Annotated in this window: 11 protein-coding genes; 2 read left to right on the top strand and 9 right to left on the bottom strand. The window is 67.3% G+C overall.

Annotated features, from left to right (window positions below; genetic code table 11):
* Position 1: 1 nt before the first annotated feature.
* From ACFRQN_RS03310 to ACFRQN_RS03290, 5 genes are all read right to left on the bottom strand, one after another.
* The gene (locus ACFRQN_RS03310; protein WP_380737842.1) at positions 2–1939 is read right to left on the bottom strand and encodes a DNA cytosine methyltransferase; all 1938 of its coding nucleotides are present in this window, start codon (positions 1937–1939) and stop codon (positions 2–4) included.
* A 296-nt stretch (positions 1940–2235) separates the two neighbouring features.
* Positions 2236–3975, bottom strand: coding sequence for an AIPR family protein (locus ACFRQN_RS03305; RefSeq protein WP_380737840.1), 1740 nt, complete (start codon positions 3973–3975; stop codon positions 2236–2238).
* Positions 3962–4975: a PD-(D/E)XK motif protein gene (locus tag ACFRQN_RS03300; RefSeq protein WP_380737838.1), complete on the bottom strand. Its 1014-nt coding sequence runs from the start codon at positions 4973–4975 to the stop codon at positions 3962–3964. Before ACFRQN_RS03300 ends, ACFRQN_RS03305 begins: the two co-directional genes overlap by 14 nt.
* Positions 4972–7848, bottom strand: coding sequence for a Z1 domain-containing protein (locus tag ACFRQN_RS03295; RefSeq protein ID WP_380737836.1), 2877 nt, complete (start codon positions 7846–7848; stop codon positions 4972–4974). The genes ACFRQN_RS03300 and ACFRQN_RS03295 overlap by 4 nt, the downstream gene beginning before the upstream one ends.
* Positions 7845–9269: an ATP-binding protein gene (locus ACFRQN_RS03290; protein WP_380737834.1), complete on the bottom strand. Its 1425-nt coding sequence runs from the start codon at positions 9267–9269 to the stop codon at positions 7845–7847. Before ACFRQN_RS03290 ends, ACFRQN_RS03295 begins: the two co-directional genes overlap by 4 nt.
* A gap of 873 nt (positions 9270–10142) precedes the next feature.
* Here ACFRQN_RS03290 and ACFRQN_RS03285 point away from each other — a divergent pair.
* Positions 10143–10301: a hypothetical protein gene (locus tag ACFRQN_RS03285; RefSeq protein WP_380737832.1), complete on the top strand. Its 159-nt coding sequence runs from the start codon at positions 10143–10145 to the stop codon at positions 10299–10301.
* 717 nt (positions 10302–11018) lie between these two features.
* On the opposite strand, the gene glnA is transcribed toward ACFRQN_RS03285, so the two are convergent.
* On the bottom strand, positions 11019–12431 hold the full coding sequence (glnA, locus tag ACFRQN_RS03280) for a type I glutamate--ammonia ligase (RefSeq protein WP_049656821.1): 1413 nt from the start codon (positions 12429–12431) through the stop codon (positions 11019–11021).
* A 275-nt stretch (positions 12432–12706) separates the two neighbouring features.
* Here glnA and ACFRQN_RS03275 point away from each other — a divergent pair, with 275 nt between their 5' ends.
* Positions 12707–13174, top strand: a complete 468-nt coding sequence (locus ACFRQN_RS03275; RefSeq protein WP_380737830.1) for an RDD family protein — start codon at positions 12707–12709, stop codon at positions 13172–13174.
* A gap of 101 nt (positions 13175–13275) precedes the next feature.
* Here the strand turns inward: ACFRQN_RS03275 and ACFRQN_RS03270 are convergent, their stop codons facing one another.
* From ACFRQN_RS03270 to lipA, 3 genes are all read right to left on the bottom strand, one after another.
* Positions 13276–13965 carry a DUF4191 domain-containing protein gene (locus tag ACFRQN_RS03270; RefSeq protein ID WP_049656816.1) on the bottom strand — a complete coding sequence of 230 codons (690 nt, stop codon included), beginning with the start codon at positions 13963–13965 and terminating at the stop codon, positions 13276–13278.
* A 109-nt stretch (positions 13966–14074) separates the two neighbouring features.
* Positions 14075–14308 carry a hypothetical protein gene (locus tag ACFRQN_RS03265; RefSeq protein WP_074000875.1) on the bottom strand — a complete coding sequence of 78 codons (234 nt, stop codon included), beginning with the start codon at positions 14306–14308 and terminating at the stop codon, positions 14075–14077.
* 283 nt (positions 14309–14591) lie between these two features.
* A complete protein-coding gene (lipA, locus tag ACFRQN_RS03260; RefSeq protein WP_049656812.1) occupies positions 14592–15545 on the bottom strand; it encodes a lipoyl synthase in 954 nt (317 codons plus the stop codon).
* Positions 15546–15745: the final 200 nt, after the last annotated feature.

Here is a 15745-nt window from a genome sequence, read left to right as displayed (position 1 = left end):
TCTAGAACAGCGCTCCCTCGCTCGCTTCCTGAGAGGAGGACGGCGCGGCTGCACCCTGCCCGGCCTTGGCGGCGTTGTGATTCGCGCACATCTTCCGGAGCGGGCAGCCGGCGCACACCGGACTGCCAGCGCGGCAGTACGTCAGGCTGAGCAACCGGACGGCGGCCATGCGGAGGGGTGCCTCGTCGCCCGCCCCCACCAGTTTCGCGAGGTTCACCCGTCCGTCGTTGAGTGCGTTCGCCGAGGTGGCGTCGGTGTTGAGGCATATCCCGGCCACACGCTCTGCAACGCGGATCGGCCCCTGCGTGGCCAGGAGCAGGTCGTTGTCCAGGAGGAGCCTGAAGACAGCCTTCTCGTTCGGCTTGAGGCCGAGCTCGCTTACGACCTGGTCCGGGTCCTCCCAGACCTTCCGCTTGCCAGCCAGTTTCTCGAGACGTTCCAAGGACCTGACCGCGGCAGGTCGCGCAGCCGACTGGACCAGTTTCGTGTACGCGGTCCGGGTCAGGTGTGGGAGGCCCTCTACGTGAGCCATCGTCTCGGTCAGACCGTCCACGTCCGCCTTGCCGCTGCTGAGCACGGCGGCGACCGCTGCCTGGGGGATGCCCATCCTGGGTCCTGGAAGGGAGATCCAGTCTGACTTCGTACGCTGTTCGGTCGCCCACTCCGCCAGCGTTCTGTGAACGACGCCCCAGAATGGCTGGAGCGGGGCGGAGGCCGAGTCCTCAGGGTGAGGCCAGATGGCGCGGGCAGCCGCCTCGCCCAGATACGGTGGGACGGCGTTCCCGATCTGCCGGAAGGCGTCACTGCGCATGCCAGCGAACCGGAAGTTGTCGGGGAACGTCTGGATCCGAGCGGCTTCCCGTACGGTCAGCATCCGGGGCTGGTCGGGGTGGATGTACCAGTAGCCGTCCTTGGCGATGTGCGCCGTGATGGTGCGGCTCAGCTCGTCCCAGCCGAGGCGGTTGTACTTGTCCGTGAAGTTCTCGGTGTCGTAGCGGAAGAGCCTGCTCTTCTCGGGATCGTCCTTGTACTTCTCGTAGAGATCCGAGTAGAGGCTCTTCGAGTCCATGAGGTCGAAAAGTTCCGCGTCGTCCTTTCGGACTGGGCGGGTCATGTGATCGTGTACGAGTCTCCGGGGAGCGCCCTTCCGCATGTCCGCGGCGAACCGGGAGAGCTTCTTCCCGTCCCTGCTGTACGGGGTCTCCCGGCTCCCGGTCTCGTCCACCGGGATCGGAGGCAGATCGATGATGGCATCGCGGAGAGTGACGATCTTCTTGTGCGGCTCCTGCCAGCGGAACTCCGTGGAGTCCCTGCGCGCCTGGAGGATAAGGCGCCGCCGGTGCTGGGGAACCCCGAACTTCCACGTGTCGACGAGCTGGACCTGGGTCGCGTACCCGGCGTCCTCGAGTTTCTGGTCGATGATGCGAACGACCCGGAAGTCGTCCGCCAGACCCATGTCCGGAACGTTCTCCATGAGCACTGCCCGTGGCCTGAGCGCGAGCACGATGTCGATGTAGGCGCGCCAGAGCTCCTTGCGGACGTCGTGCTCGTCGCGGATGCCCTTGGCCACGAGATCGCGGATCTTGGCGCTGCCAGCCCGGCTGAACGGCTGGCAGGGCGGTCCTCCCGCAACGAGGTCGACGTTGACTCCCTCGAACAGTGACAGCAGCTCGTTGCGCTCCTTGAGGCTGCCGAGGTCGAGCTTGAGACTCATACCCGGAAAGTTGTGCCGGTGGGTCTCCAGCGCGCGGTCGTCGTTGTCCACAGCCGCGGCGACGGTCCATCCCGCACGCTTGAGCCCCAGACTGAGGCCTCCCGCACCCGAGAAGAGGTCCACAGCCAGACGGTCGTCCGGCCGGCGTCGCTTCAGCCACTCCCGGAAGGTGTCGGGCGTGCAGGAGTCGGGGTGGGCCTCCAGCTTGAGGTACTTGCTGCGCACCAGTGCGACCCCGTAGGTACCTGGCGCACGAGTCCGGCCCGCCACTCTCACCCTCCCGCTCAACCCCGCTGACGGGGACCACGACACCACAGACTTCCAGCCGCAATCAAGCAGAATGCGCCGAACCGCCCCGATGTCCTCGGCGGTTCGGCGCCCACTCGACACGGTGGTCCGCGCCGTGCTCGCCTGCTTCGGTCCGCCTCCGGGCGAATCCCGGTAAAACGGCCGACTGTGTGCGGGTTGTCAGGAAACTGGATCCCTGGTCGCACATCCTAACGATCTGCCAGGTGTGAATGTTACGGGGTCCACCGGGACGCCTTCACCCGGTCCCAGCACGCCTGCTTCTTGCACCATTCCGTCACGTTGGCAGCTTCCGGTGCGTCCACGAGAAGTGGCCGTACAACGTCGACCGCAAGAGCCGGGATGGCGTGATGCATCCAGGTAGGAAGATCCTGTGCCCGCCAGATCTCGTCCAGGTCTATACGGTCGGCGCACCGGTCCACGAGCAGTGACGTCACGTACGTGGCCGTCGGCCCGAGGTAGCCTCCGAGCCTGAGCGACTGGATGATCTTCCTGGCTCGGCCGAAGAGCATCGCCTTGGCCACCAGCTGGTGGTAGTACGGGCGGTCCGGGACCGTCTGCTCCGCGGGTGGCCCCAGGACCTCCGTGGTCCATATCTGGAAGCACTTCTCCGCACCGAGGCTCACGTCGTGGGGACGCCCCAGGTACGTCAGCTCGTACTTGGCGACGTCGGTCTTGCCGAACCTCTGGGCGATCGGGTTCTGCATCCGGAAGGCCCGCTGCTGGATGCCCCTGTCCCGCCTCGAGAGGTCGACCTGGTACTGCCCGCGCACGCGCTCGTAGTACCAGCGCGACTGGACCGTGCTCCCCTCACGTGCCGGGCTCCAGACGGAGCGGGAGAGCCGTTCGAGGGCGACGTGGAACGCACCGTTGGCCTGGAAGTCAGCCTCCTTGATCGCGTTCTGGGAGTTCGCGCACCGGGAGATCTCCGAGACGAGCGTGTCGAGCGCCTCGGCGCCCACTACGGTGATCTTCGCGGGCACCGACACACGGTCGAGGCTTCGAGGGTCCCGGTTCCACATGTGGTGCAACGAGGCGGTGGTCTGTCCGCCGTTAACGATCTGCAGGTTCACCAGCCGGGTGATCTGCTGGACTCCGCCGACCCCGGTCTCAGTGACCACCTGACCGGCGGTCGCCGACACTCCGTTGTTGTAGGCGAGGAAGCGGCCGGGCGTGTTCCGGACCGTCTCGCCGATGCCCTTGTTGACCTTGGTTCGAGCCTGCAGGTAGGCGCGCACGTTCCGCTGGAGCAGCTTGGCCCCGTGCTGGTCGTACAGCTCCGCGAGAACGGCACCGGGTATGGCGGCGAGCAGGCAGGAGTAGTCCTCGTCTCCTGGCACCGGGAGGCAGGCCAGAGGCGGGTCCAGGTCGATCACCGTGTCCTCCTCCGGTCGCCCGGACGAGGCCAGCCGGTGGAGCCGGGCGATGTCCCAGAGCTCGTACGTGCACCGGAGGCCGGCGACCTCGTCCTCCTCCCAGGTGTCCACCGTCACGCGGCCGTCGGTGACGAGGAAGATCCGCACCCTGGTCAGGTCGGGCCATGCGTTATGGATCGCGAGCGCCATGGGATGGGCGCGGTCGGTCTCGGCGAGCTCTAGGTGGATGCCCTGTCGGCACCGTTCCACGAAGTTGCGGGCGCGACGCAGGATCCGCTGGACGTCGGCCTTGCGGACGACCTCGGCCTTGCGGTTCGGTTCGCCGGCCACGACGTCCAGTACGCTTCCGCCGCGGCTGACGAAGTATCCGAAGACCTCCATGGCCCCGCGGCCGGTGTCGGTCTCCTTCCGGAAGTAGCAGGGCTCGATTCCCTCGAGGGCGCCGTCCTCGGTCAGGAACCCACCTACGACCTCCGTGAACGAGTCGTTGTAGTACGGCGAACCGGTCGACTCGCCGAAGCTCGCCCGAGCCGTCTCGTGCAGGTCCTCGGCAAAGGCCGTCAGGTCACTCTCGGACAAGCTGCCCATCCCCCAGCCGACTCTTGGCATCCCCCAGCAGGTCCCGGACCGTGGCTTCGTCCACCTGGAACGGGCCGCAGAGCCGCAGTTCTAGATTGTAGGAGACTCCAGAGACCCCAGACGGGAGCATCGAGTCCACGATCCGCGGGAAGTTCTCGCCGACGCGGTAGAACCTGCGTCCGTCGAGTACCCAGCGTTCGTGCTCGTAGTGGCGGCGGTGGGCCTCGACCCAGCCGGCCTCCAGCAGGGCGTCCTCCAGCTCCGTCAGCTGGTCGGCAAGACCGCAGTGCCCGCGCAGCTCGTCGATCAGGTCAGGAAGGCTTGTTCCAGTGGAGTCGCTCCGCAGGGTCTGGTGCGCGAGCAGCAGAGTCTCCAACGAGCCGGTGGCCAGCTGGTCCTCGCCGTGGATCCGACACCTCGGGTACCGCTGGCGACTGGCGGTCGTCTTGGCCTCCAGTCCCCAATCTCCCCACAGGAAGTCCTTCGCACCGCCGCGCGGCCCGCTCCACGCGGACACGGCCTTCCCCGGTGCGGCCGGGATCACGAGGTCCCTCAGTACGAGGAGCTCGCCGAACAGCCCTGCTCGCTCCTCTGGGGCGAGTACCTGCCCCAGACCTCTCCCCAGCATGCGTTGCCAGGTGGTGATCCGACGAGTCACGCCGGCCGCTGGCGCCGCCGCCGTGTTGGCGAGGTGGCCGAGCAGGTCGGCCAGCAGGGCGGAGAATACCCCGCGGTCGGTGTTCGGCTGCGCGACGATCTCCACGTTCCCGTGCTGGACGGAGCAGGTGAGCCCGTTCGCCAGCACCAGGTCACGGTCCCGGAGACTCTCCATGCTGGCGATGACGAGGGCCCACTCCTCCTCCGGGAACCTGACCTCCGCGAACACGTCCAGGGCCGCGACTGAGGGTAGGCGGCGACGTACCACCCCGGGGCCGCCGGGCCGGTCGGACTCCAGGACCCCGAACAGTGCTGATATCTCAACCGTGGTGGGGCTTGTCACACTTCCTCCGAATCTTCGGTCGTGTCCTCGACCAGTCCCTGGAGTTCCTTGAGGTAGATCTCGTTGACGCGGTAGCTGATCGACTTGGCTGTCTCGGAGTGCGGCAGGGACAGCGCGTAGCCCACGAGTGGAAGTCGTTGTGTCGTACCGTCGGCGCCGACCCGCTCGACGTCGGCAAGGCCGTCGGGGTAGGCCACCCGAGTCGCGTCCACCGGGTAGATCAGGAGAAGCCCCTCACGTGCGTCACGGTGTTGACGCAGCTGACGACCGCTGGGACGTACGGGCTCCTTACCACCGCCGCTCTTCCTGAAGTCCAGCCGAGTTGCCTCCATGGCCTGCTTGTAGGCCGCCTGTGGGATCCCGATCGCCTCGTGCCCTGGGCTGACCAGCACTCCGAGCGGGAAGTCGGTGCCTTCCGGCACCTGCTTGTCGGAGTTCGCGACCAGGGGATTTCGGGTGACTTGCCTGAAAGTGTTCTCGCCGACGTCCAGGCGCTGGTGAGGGGAGGCGCCGGCGGTCACGGCGACAGTCCACGAGGTTAGTTCGCCCCGCGCGAGCTGGTTCTCGATGTACTGCTTGAGGAGGCTGGGTGATGCCTGGAGGTTCCTCCCCGACGCGCTGAAGCCGTCCAGGAACTCGGTCACCAGTCGGGCGGGGACCCCCGTCCGGAAGAAACCCGTGCTGCCGTACCGCAGCTCCGGTTCGAGTTGGTCGCAGTCTCGGATGTCCTCGACCAAGCGCTCCAGACGGGCGTAGTTCTCGACGACGTCCTGCCTGCCCGTCCGCATGAAGAGCGTCTCGGGCCGCTGGCCAGCCGAGGAGAGGGAGATGACCGTGGAGCTGCGCATTTTCGCGGCAGCGGTTACCTGGAGCTTCTCGTAGCCGTCGAGTACCCGCAGACCCACGTCGGCAGGTCGCTTGTTCGTCTCCGCCAGGAACGAGACGAGGTCCATGAGTTCGCGGTTCGCGCGCGTGACGTGCACGAATGAGTTGACCAGGCTCTTCGTGGTGTACAGGCGGGTCACGTCCAGGTATCCGTTCCTGTAGCCGAACCACCTGCCCATCTGCATGAGCGTGTCGTAGGTCCTGGACGCGCGCAGGTAGTAGGAGACCGTGAGGCCTTCCAGCGTCAGGCCGCGGGAGAGCTTGTCCCCGCCAACCGCGATGACCGTCGCGGGTGTGGTCGACTCGTACTCGAGAACGTCGGCCGCCAGACCGTTGATGGTCTTCACTCCCTTGACGCACTCCTCGATCACGCCGGGGATCTGGACGACGACCTGGTCGAAGTCCACCGGTTCCCCGACGAGGCCGCTGAGATCAGCCCGTTCCCGCAACGTGCTGTAGGTGCTCACGTGGTCACGCTCCCAGAGCTCACGGAGTCGGGCCCGCAGATGCTGGCCGGCAGCCCCGTGGTCTCCCCAGAGGTTGTCCATCTCCCGTAGATGGGATGTGATCTGTCGCGCGACCGCGACCTGGGTGGTCCGGTAGCGGGTGACGTGGACGAGCATCGTGTTGTGCCCCGGTTCCACCCCGTACTCCGCAGTCCGCGCCTTCCTGGCAGCTGTCGAGAGTACGAAGGCGTTGACGGCCTCCATGAGAGAACTGGGGAGCTGGGCCGTGGGCTCGTGGTCCTTCTTGTGGTCGTCGGGTACCCAAGCAGCCTCGTCCTCCACGATCCGGATTATGGGAAGAGGCTCACGGACCTCGTCCGCTGCTGGATCGTCCAGGCCGAACACGGTCTCCGGACCGCAGTAGTTGGACGGCGGGTTCAGGGCCACGATGAAACTGCTCGGGAAGAGGTCATCCCCGTGGTTCGGATGGTCGGTCTCGTTCGAGATGAAGATGTTCGCGAACGGAGTCGCCGTGTAGGCCACGTAGGCACGCTTCTTGAAGGTACCGAGAATCTCCCTTATGCAGCGGTTGATCGCCGTGGGGTCGTGCTCAGGATCACTTGCGGTTCGCCCCCGACGCGGCTTCTTCGTGTCCACGGACGCGTAGTCGGCCTCGTCGTCAATGATCAGCAATGGGAGGTCTGTGATCACCTTCTTGCCGTCAGGCTGCTCCGTTCCGTGCCCCTGGAGCCACAGCTGGAGGTTCTCCAGGATGCGCGCGTTCTTCTTCACGACCGCGAGGAGGCGCACGCGTCGCGGATCGACCGGCGTCGACTCGAGAGTGTTGGAGTTGAAGTCCTTGTTCTGCGTGGTCATCGACATGCAGAGCAGGGGCTCCTTCATGTCCAGGTTGCCGACCCCGATGTACGTTGACCCGGCTGTGCGCTCACGCATGAACCGGGTGTCGAACCCGAGGAATTCGAGGTCCAGACGGGCCTGGGTCTGGTGGCGGAGGCTCTCGTGCGCCCCGGTGAGGACGATCACCACACGGTATCCGGCGTCGACGGCCTTGCAGACAAGACCCGTGTAGTTGGCGGTCTTACCGGACTGAACCTGGCCGTAGGTCAGCCCCCTCGTCAGCCAACCCCCAGGGCGCTGCGGGTCTTCCATGAGGGACAGGACCGTGTTCGTCGAGTCGTTGAGGGTCTCGACCGTCGCCGGCTTCCACGCCTTCCTGTGCAACAACCAGTTCCTGTAGCGGTCCCAGTACCGCCACTCGATGTCGGTCTCGCGTTTGTCGAGCCACTGGTCGTGCTTGTCCGGATCCAGGACCCAGACCTCCCGGGGGGACCAGACGTTGAAGCGCTCCTCGAGGGCACGGGCGATCTCCTCCGCGGTCACGCCGGGGCGTACCAGCCGGACGATCCCGTGCACATCCCCCGCCACCTTGATGAGGGACTCTCGGGTCCGGGACGAGCGATCGATCCGCATGACCATCGCCTCGGCGATGTCGAGAGCGAACTTCAGGTCGTCGCTGCTCATGCTCTCTCTCCGTCCGTGCTCACTTCTGCGGTCAGTTCAGACACCAGGGCTGGGAAGCGGTTGAAAGGCTCGACCGAGGCCAGAGCCCGAACCAGGCGATCCCGCGCGACGGGATCCTTCGGCAGCCCGACGAGCATCGCCGCCAGTTCGGATCGGACCCCCTCTTCGTCGACGTGCTCCAGGGCCGCCTGCGGGGTGCGGGTCTCGTCCCGCTCTGCCTCGATGGCGATCAGCCCAACCGGCACGGTGCGCTCGACCAGGCGCAACAGGGCCTCGACGGTTGCTCTGCCGGGTTCCTCCAACGCCGCCTGTACGACGGGATGCTGACGGTTGACGACATAGTCGGTCGCGCCGTCCCTCTGCCGCGGTAGCCAGCCGAAGGTGATCTGCCCACCCCTGCTCCGGTTCAGGGTCACGGCGCGCTGCCGGAAGGCCCGGACCGAGGCTTCACGTGCAGCGCCGGCCAGGCGCGCAAGGTCGGCCTCAAGCTCGGATGGCGGGTGCACTCGGGACTTGCGTACGTCGACCAGCCAGGTCGAGTCAGCGTGTTGGTCGATGTCCACCTCGATCCGGGCAAGTCGGGCCTGCGGGGTGATGGTGAGATCCGGGAGCCCCAACCAGCCGCCAGCGGAGACCAGGCGGTTGCGTCTGTACACGTAGAAGCCCTGCTGAGCGTTCCACCCGCGCGGGCCGGCTCCGAGGTCCAGCTCCTTGTTGCTGAGCCTCGAAGGGTGGGGAAGGACGAACGGGGTGACCTTCACCTCCCCCTGTGGACCCAGGAACTCCGTGCCCAGGTCCTGCGTGGCCATCCACTTCCGCCAGAACGGATCCCAGGGGCTGACGCTGCGTTGGCCGACCCGGAGGTCGACCGTTCCGGCGGTCAGGAACCTTTGGAACCACATGGCCAGCCGGACTCGGGCCTGGCCTAGGCGCTGGGCGAGCACCCTTCCTTCGCCGGCGTTGTCGAGACGCCTCCAAAGCACCATCGTTCCGGTTCCGTTGAAGCCGACCTCCTCCACGATCCGCAGCGCGTCAGCGTCAGCCTCTGCCAGTACCTCCCAGTCGTCGACCCTCGTGACGTGCTCGAGGTCCCACGAGCGACAGATGAGTCCGTCTCCTGTTCGCGACAAGACGGTGAGCAGACGGCATTGGGACAGAGAGGCCGTCTTCAGGCCGAGGCCGAAGCGCCCGAGGTCGGTCTGGTCGCGGAAGGCCGCTGGCCCGTCCCCTCCCAACCGCAGCGCCTCGTGAAGCGCGGCCTCGGTCATACCCTTCCCGTCGTCGACGATCGCGACCCAGCTCTGGCCCTCCGTTGTCGAGTAATCGACCCGCACCTGAGTAGCTCCGGCCGCGATGCTGTTGTCGACCAGGTCCGCGAGCGCGGTGGCCATGTCGTAGCCGAACGAACGCAAGCTCTCCATCAGGGCGGACGCTCTTGGAGGGACCCTCACTCTGAGTCCGGTGTCCTGCTCCACCACACCTCGCCATCACGTCGAGCAGTCTGCATGCACAGCGTAGAGGAGATCACTGACAACGGGCCGAGATGGGCTCATTCCGCTGCTCATTGATTAGCCGTCAGGCTTGGTCTGGAGACGACCACGGGGTGGAGCGGATCGGGAGCGAGAGCGCAGGAAGGCTCTCGTCGGCGGGCGAAGTTCGCGGCCATCGCGCATCGTAAGGTTGGTTGGGTAGTACGCCGCGACCAGCAGCACTCCTCCAGGGAGAGGGCCCATGGGCGGCCGGGCCTGGACGGGTCCAGTGCCCGCCCACCGCCTTCAACTGTCGGCCACTTCCTGAGCATAGGGAATCGCTGGCTGCCGAGTACCAGGCATGGCGGACCGCAAACGACGTCACCGGCGATATCCCTATCTGGCTCCTGTGAGGTGGTCATAGAGCGGGACTGTCCCAACCAAGCCCGGCAGGACCCGTCCAGTTCTGCCAAGAGCCTTGGCCTGCGGGGACAGGCCCCCGACCAAACACGCTGACTGGTCATTACACACCAGTAGAGCGGCGTATGCAGGTGGCGGATGGGCAGTCGGCAAGCAGGATCAGCATCTCGTCACCGTCGTGCATCAGCGGGTCGTCGCACGGAGTCACCGCCGCAGGGATTGGCTGACCTCACGCCAGATGCACCGCGCGGACTGGGCATTCTTCGGCGGGTGGCTCCTGCTCGTCCAGCGGCGGCTGATGGCCGTGGATGAAGCCCACCCCTCCCCACCAGCGGTGCGGGCGACCGAACTGCTCGTCCGGTCACCGCGTGGGAAGGTCCGGCGGTTTCTCTCGGATTCGAGGAGATGGTGGTCGTCGGACCCAACGAACACGCACCGGGCGAGTCCGCGGAACCGACCGAGCTGAAGGAGGCCGACTGGGTGCTCTACGAGTCCGAGCAGGGCATGAGCGAGGTGGTGGACCGGGTCACGGCGGTCTCGGGTTCACCCCGCGAGCCGTCGTAAGGACCGGCCAGGTATCCGCCGCGCTCCTGTTCGCGGTCGAGGGCATCGGCCTCACCATCACCCCGGAGAACGCGGTGCCGCTCCGCTGGGCCAGACACGCACGCCGAATCGGGCTAGGCTTCGTTCGCGAGCTGGTCGCCTACAGCAGAAACCACCCCCCCAGCTCGCGGAGCGCTACAGGGACATGCTCGACTCCCTCGAATTGCCGCTGGTCCCGGAAGGAAAGCTGCTCGACGGCGCCGTCCAACTCTGATCCGCGCAGCGCCGATACCGCCAATGCGTTCCCCTCATGTGCGCGGTGCGTGCAGGCAGGTCCACTGGCAGTCCTTCACGTCCGTCTTGCGCCCGGGCACGGTCTTGATGTGCTGGGTGTTCAGCAGCCACGGCTCGATCCCCTCGGTCGCTTCCAGCAGGTAGAACAGCGGTGTGGGCGCCTACGGGGGTTGCAGTGCTAGTAAGAGATCGAACCCGTTGAGCCGGGAGCCCCGAGTGATAGGTACTGAGGGCAGCGAGACGGCGTACTGCTCAGTGCTGGTAAGGGCAAGAAGGCATCATCGTGAGTTCGATCTGCCCCTGCTCATTTCACACTCATTTCACATCGCGAGCCACAGAGGTACTGCAGCCCACCCCTCTTCACGCGTTTCCGCAGGTCAGGGCCCTGCCTGACCTGCGGAAACGAGGAGGGATCGACCTGCGTTCCCGCAGGTCAGAGGGGGTCTACAGGTCGTAGTAGAGCTCGAACTCGTGGGGGTGGGGGCGGAGGGCGATCGGGGCGATCTCGTTGGTGCGCTTGTAGTCGATCCAGGTCTCGATGAGGTCCGGGGTGAAGACGTTGCCGGCGAGGAGGTACTCGTGGTCGGCTTCCAGGGCCTCCAGGACGGCGGGGAGGGAGGAGGGGACCTGGGGGACGTTGGCGTGCTCCTCGGGGGCCAGCTCGTAGAGGTCCTTGTCGACGGGCTCCAGCGGCTCGATCTTGTTGCGGATGCCGTCGAGGCCGGCCATCAGCATGGCGGCGAAGGCCAGGTAGGGGTTGGAGGCCGGGTCCGGGGCGCGGAACTCGATGCGCTTGGCCTTGGCGTTGGAGCCGGTGATCGGGATGCGGATCGCGGCGGAGCGGTTGCGCTGCGAGTAGACCAGGTTGACCGGCGCCTCGAAGCCCGGCACCAGGCGGTGGTAGGAGTTCACCGAGGGGTTGGTGAAGGCCAGCAGCGAGGGGGCGTGCCGCAGCAGGCCGCCGATGTAGTAGCGGGCGGTGTCGGAGAGTCCGGCGTAGCCCTGCTCGTCGTAGAAGAGCGGCGAGCCCTCGGTCCACAGGGACTGGTGGACGTGCATGCCGGAGCCGTTGTCGCCGAAGATCGGCTTCGGCATGAAGGTGGCGGTCTTGCCGTTCCGCCAGGCGACGTTCTTGATGATGTACTTGAACAGCATCAGGTCGTCGGCGGCGTGCAGCAGGGTGTTGAACTTGTAGTTGATCTCGGCCTGGCCGGCGGTGCCGACCTCGTGGTGCTGGCGCTCGACCTCCAGTCCGGCCTTGGCGAGCTCCAGCGACATCTCGGCGCGCAGGTCGGCGAAGTGGTCGACCGGCGGGACGGGGAAGTAGCCGCCCTTGTACTTGACCTTGTAGCCGCGCACGTCGCCCTCGGCGGCGCCGCTGTTCCAGGCGCCGGCCTCCGAGTCGATGTGGTAGAAGGACGCGTTGGCGCTGGTCTCGAAGCGGACCGAGTCGAAGACGTAGAACTCGGCCTCGGGCCCGAAGTACGCGGTGTCGGCGATGCCGGAGGAGGCCAGGTAGGCCTCGGCCTTCCTGGCGACGTTGCGCGGGTCGCGGCTGTACGCCTCGCCGGTGACCGGGTCCTGGATGAAGAAGTTGATGTTGAGGTGCTTCTCGGCCCGGAAGGGGTCGAGGCGGGCGGTGGCGAGGTCCGGCACCAGGGCCATGTCGGACTCGTGGATGGCCTGGAAGCCGCGGATCGACGAGCCGTCGAACATCAGGATCTCGGACGGGTCGAAGGTCGCCGCAGGTACGGAGAAGTGCTGCAAGACGCCCGGCAGGTCGCAGAACCGGACGTCGACGAACTTCACGTCGTTGTCCTGGATGTACTGCTTCACTTCGGCGGCGTTGTTGAACATCCATCCTCCTCGGCGTGCGAATTGGGCTCACCATAGGAATGGGTCGTTTCCAGCCGGTGACCCGCTCGTTTCCTAGATGTTAACCACGGTCGCCTCGCGGGCGGCAAAGATGTACGGGACGGTACAAATCGCCCCGCCCAGCTGCGCACCCTTCCGCAAGTGGTCTGGACCACTTGGAAGGGGGCCGGGATGACGATTCACCCGGTCGGGGGTGATGCCCCGGCCGGAGGGGAGCCGGTGGCGGTGCGACCCGTCAGCCCGGTTAGTGTGGATTCGTGGACACCAGAGAAGCGTTGGGATCGTGGATCGACGGCCCCCGGGCGGCCGCCGAGAAGATGGGCGCCGACTTCGGCCACCGCGGCGAGCGCCTCGGGCTGCCCAAGGAGGGCTCCGGCTCGATCGCCGGCCCCGGCCGCCGGATCGGCGCGCTGTTCGTGGACGGCTGGCTCGTCGCCCTGATCTCGTACGGGCTGATCGCCCGCGGCGACCAGGCCGAGGCCAACCTGTGGACCAGCCCGCTGTACTTCCTCGTCGCGGCCCTGATGCTGTCCACCACCGGCACGACGGTCGGCAAGCGGCTGTTCGGCCTCCGGGTGGTCCGGCTGGACGGCCGCCGCGCGACCATCCCGCAGGTCCTGCTGCGCACCCTGCTGCTCTGCCTGGTGGTGCCGCCGCTGGTCTGGGACCGCGACACCCGCGGCCTGCACGACAAGGCGGTCGGCACCGTCGAGGTCCGCATCTAGCACGGTCCGGACAAGCCCGGCAGCAGATGCCGGACGACGCCGAAACGGCCCCGCTGAGGATTCAGCGGGGCCGTTCTCGTGTCGTGAGGGGCGGGGGAGGGTCAGCGGGCCTGGCCGCCCTTGGGCATCCGGGCGCCCTTCGGCATCGGACCCTTGGGGATCGGCGCCTTGGAGAGCAGGTCGCCCAGCGCGCGCAGGCGGTCGTTGGTCTCGGTGACCTGGGCGGCGGTGATGGCGCGGGGCAGGCGCATCAGGTGGATCTGGAGCTTCTTCAGCGGGATCTCGCCCTCGCCGTTGCCCACCACGATGTCGTGCACTGGCACGTCGCCGACCACACGGGCCATCTTCTTCTTCTCGGAGGCCAGCAGCTGGCGGACCCGGTTCGGGTTGCCCTCGCCGATCAGCGCGATGCCGGCCCGGCCCACGGCGCGGTAGACCGCGTCCTGGCTACGGGTGACCGCGACCGGGGTGCTGTTGGAGCTCCAGCCGCGCCGGATGTTGTTCAGCACCGCCGCGACGGCGCCCGGCTGCCCCTCCATCTGCCCGAACGCGGCGCGCTCGGCCCGGCGCCCGAAGACGATCGCCATGGCCAGCACGGCCACGATGAAGCCCAGGATGCCCAGGTAGACGGGATGCTCGATCGCGAAGCCGATGGCGAGGAACACGCCGAAGGTCAGCAGGCCGACGCCGGCGATGATCAGGCCGATCTTGGTGTCGACCTTCTTGGTCATGGTGTACGCCAGACGGATCTGCTTCAGCCGTCCGGGGTTCTCGGATGTTTCCCTCGCCATAACGCTCATGGTACGTGGCACGGGTACGGGATATCCAAGCCCGGGTACCCGTTCGCCCCAACCGTGACCCGTGCGCCGGTGCGCCGTCGCGCACAGCGACGCCGGGGGCTCACTTCCGTGGCGTGGAACGGGTCCGTGGCGCGGGACGGCCCGGGGGCGTGGAGAGGGGCTGCGGCGTGGTCCGGGCGGCCTCCGCGTCGTCGTGCCGGCGGTCCGCCGCGTACCGGCGGTTCTCGCACACCGCCGCCCACGCGTTGCGGCGCGCGTGCTGCTGGCCGGGGGCCAGCAGGACGCTCTCGGCGTACCGCAGTGCCACTCCGACCGATCGGATCCGCATCCGCATGCCGAACAGCTCCTCTCCGGGCTGATGGGGGCCGAGCCGGCCGAGCCGGGTGAGACGGCCGTGGTGGCCGTGGTGACCGAGCCGGCCGTGGTGGCCGAGAAGAATCGAACACTCACCAGGCGTCCAGCGTCCCCACCCCGTGTTACCAGCCCGTGACCAGGCCGTCAAAGCGTGGTGAAACCGAAAGGGCGGAGCCGAAGCTCCGCCCTTTCCCTGGCTCGAACAACACGGTCGGACCGAACGGTCCGACCGGCCCGATCGGACCGTACCGGTCAGGAGACCGTCAGACCGCGGCCTGCTCGCGCCGCTCCAGCGCCTGCCGGTACAGCCGGCCGGCCCGGTACGAGGACCGCACCAGCGGGCCCGACATGACGCCCGCGAAGCCCAGCTCCTCGGCCTCCTGCTGGAGCTCGACGAACTCCTGCGGCTTCACCCAGCGCTCCACCGGGTGGTGGCGCAGCGAGGGGCGCAGGTACTGGGTGATGGTGATCAGCTCGCAGCCGGCGCCGACCAGGTCGGCCAGTGCCTGGCTGACCTCCTCGCGGGTCTCGCCCATGCCGAGGATCAGGTTGGACTTGGTCACCAGCCCGGCCGCGCGGGCCTGGGTGATGACGTCCAGCGAGCGCTCGTAGCGGAAGGCCGGGCGGATCCGCTTGAAGATCCGCGGCACCGTCTCGACGTTGTGCGCGAGCACCTCGGGGCGGGAGGAGAAGACCTCGGCCAGCTGCTCGGGTACCGCGTTGAAGTCGGGGATGAGCAGCTCGACGCCGGTGCGGCCGGCCGCGCGGTCAGCGGTCATCGCGTGCACCTGGCGCACGGTCTCGGCGTACAGCCAGGCGCCGCCGTCCTCCAGGTCGTCGCGGGCGACGCCGGTGATGGTGGCGTAGTTGAGGTCCATGGTGACGATGGACTCGGCGACCCGGCGCGGCTCGTCGCGGTCGAACTCGGCGGGCTTGCCGGTGTCGATCTGACAGAAGTCGCAGCGGCGGGTGCACTGGTCACCGCCGATGAGGAAGGTCGCCTCGCGGTCCTCCCAGCACTCGAAGATGTTGGGGCAGCCGGCCTCCTGGCAGACCGTGTGCAGCCCCTCCTTCTTCACCAGCGACTGGAGGGCGTTGTACTCCGGGCCCATCTTCGCGCGGGTCTTGATCCACTCGGGCTTCCGCTCGATGGGGGTCTCGCTGTTGCGGACCTCCAGGCGGAGCAGCTTCCTGCCGTCGGGCGCGACAGCGGACACGTGCGACTCCTAGAACTAGACGGGGTACCCCCAGGGTACGCCTGTGGTTGTACGGCCTTCGTCGGGCCTGTTGCCCTGCAATCGCAGGGCAACATGGCTACCGGTCGGTAGATTCCCAGCGGCCGCCGGGATTTCCGACGGCCGTCAGGACAGCGGGGCGGACGGCTGTCGGGGCGGACGGCCGTCAGGGCACATCAGGT

Source organism: Kitasatospora sp. NPDC056800, from assembly GCF_042789775.1.
Taxonomy (GTDB): Bacteria; Actinomycetota; Actinomycetes; order Streptomycetales; family Streptomycetaceae; genus Kitasatospora.
The sequence above is the reverse complement of the archived record's forward strand: the minus strand, read 5'-3'. Positions and strand labels throughout refer to the sequence as shown.

Excerpts from the sequence above, each read along its gene's own strand:
- ACFRQN_RS03285 (WP_380737832.1), top strand. The coding sequence starts at position 10,143 with ATGGTGGTCGTCGGACCCAACGAACACGCACCGGGCGAGTCCGCGGAA.
- glnA (WP_049656821.1), bottom strand. The coding sequence starts at position 12,431 with ATGTTCAACAACGCCGCCGAAGTGAAGCAGTACATCCAGGACAACGAC.
- ACFRQN_RS03270 (WP_049656816.1), bottom strand. The coding sequence starts at position 13,965 with ATGGCGAGGGAAACATCCGAGAACCCCGGACGGCTGAAGCAGATCCGT.
- ACFRQN_RS03265 (WP_074000875.1), bottom strand. The coding sequence starts at position 14,308 with ATGCGGATGCGGATCCGATCGGTCGGAGTGGCACTGCGGTACGCCGAG.
- ACFRQN_RS03295 (WP_380737836.1), bottom strand. The coding sequence starts at position 7,848 with ATGAGCAGCGACGACCTGAAGTTCGCTCTCGACATCGCCGAGGCGATG.
- ACFRQN_RS03290 (WP_380737834.1), bottom strand. The coding sequence starts at position 9,269 with ATGGAGAGCTTGCGTTCGTTCGGCTACGACATGGCCACCGCGCTCGCG.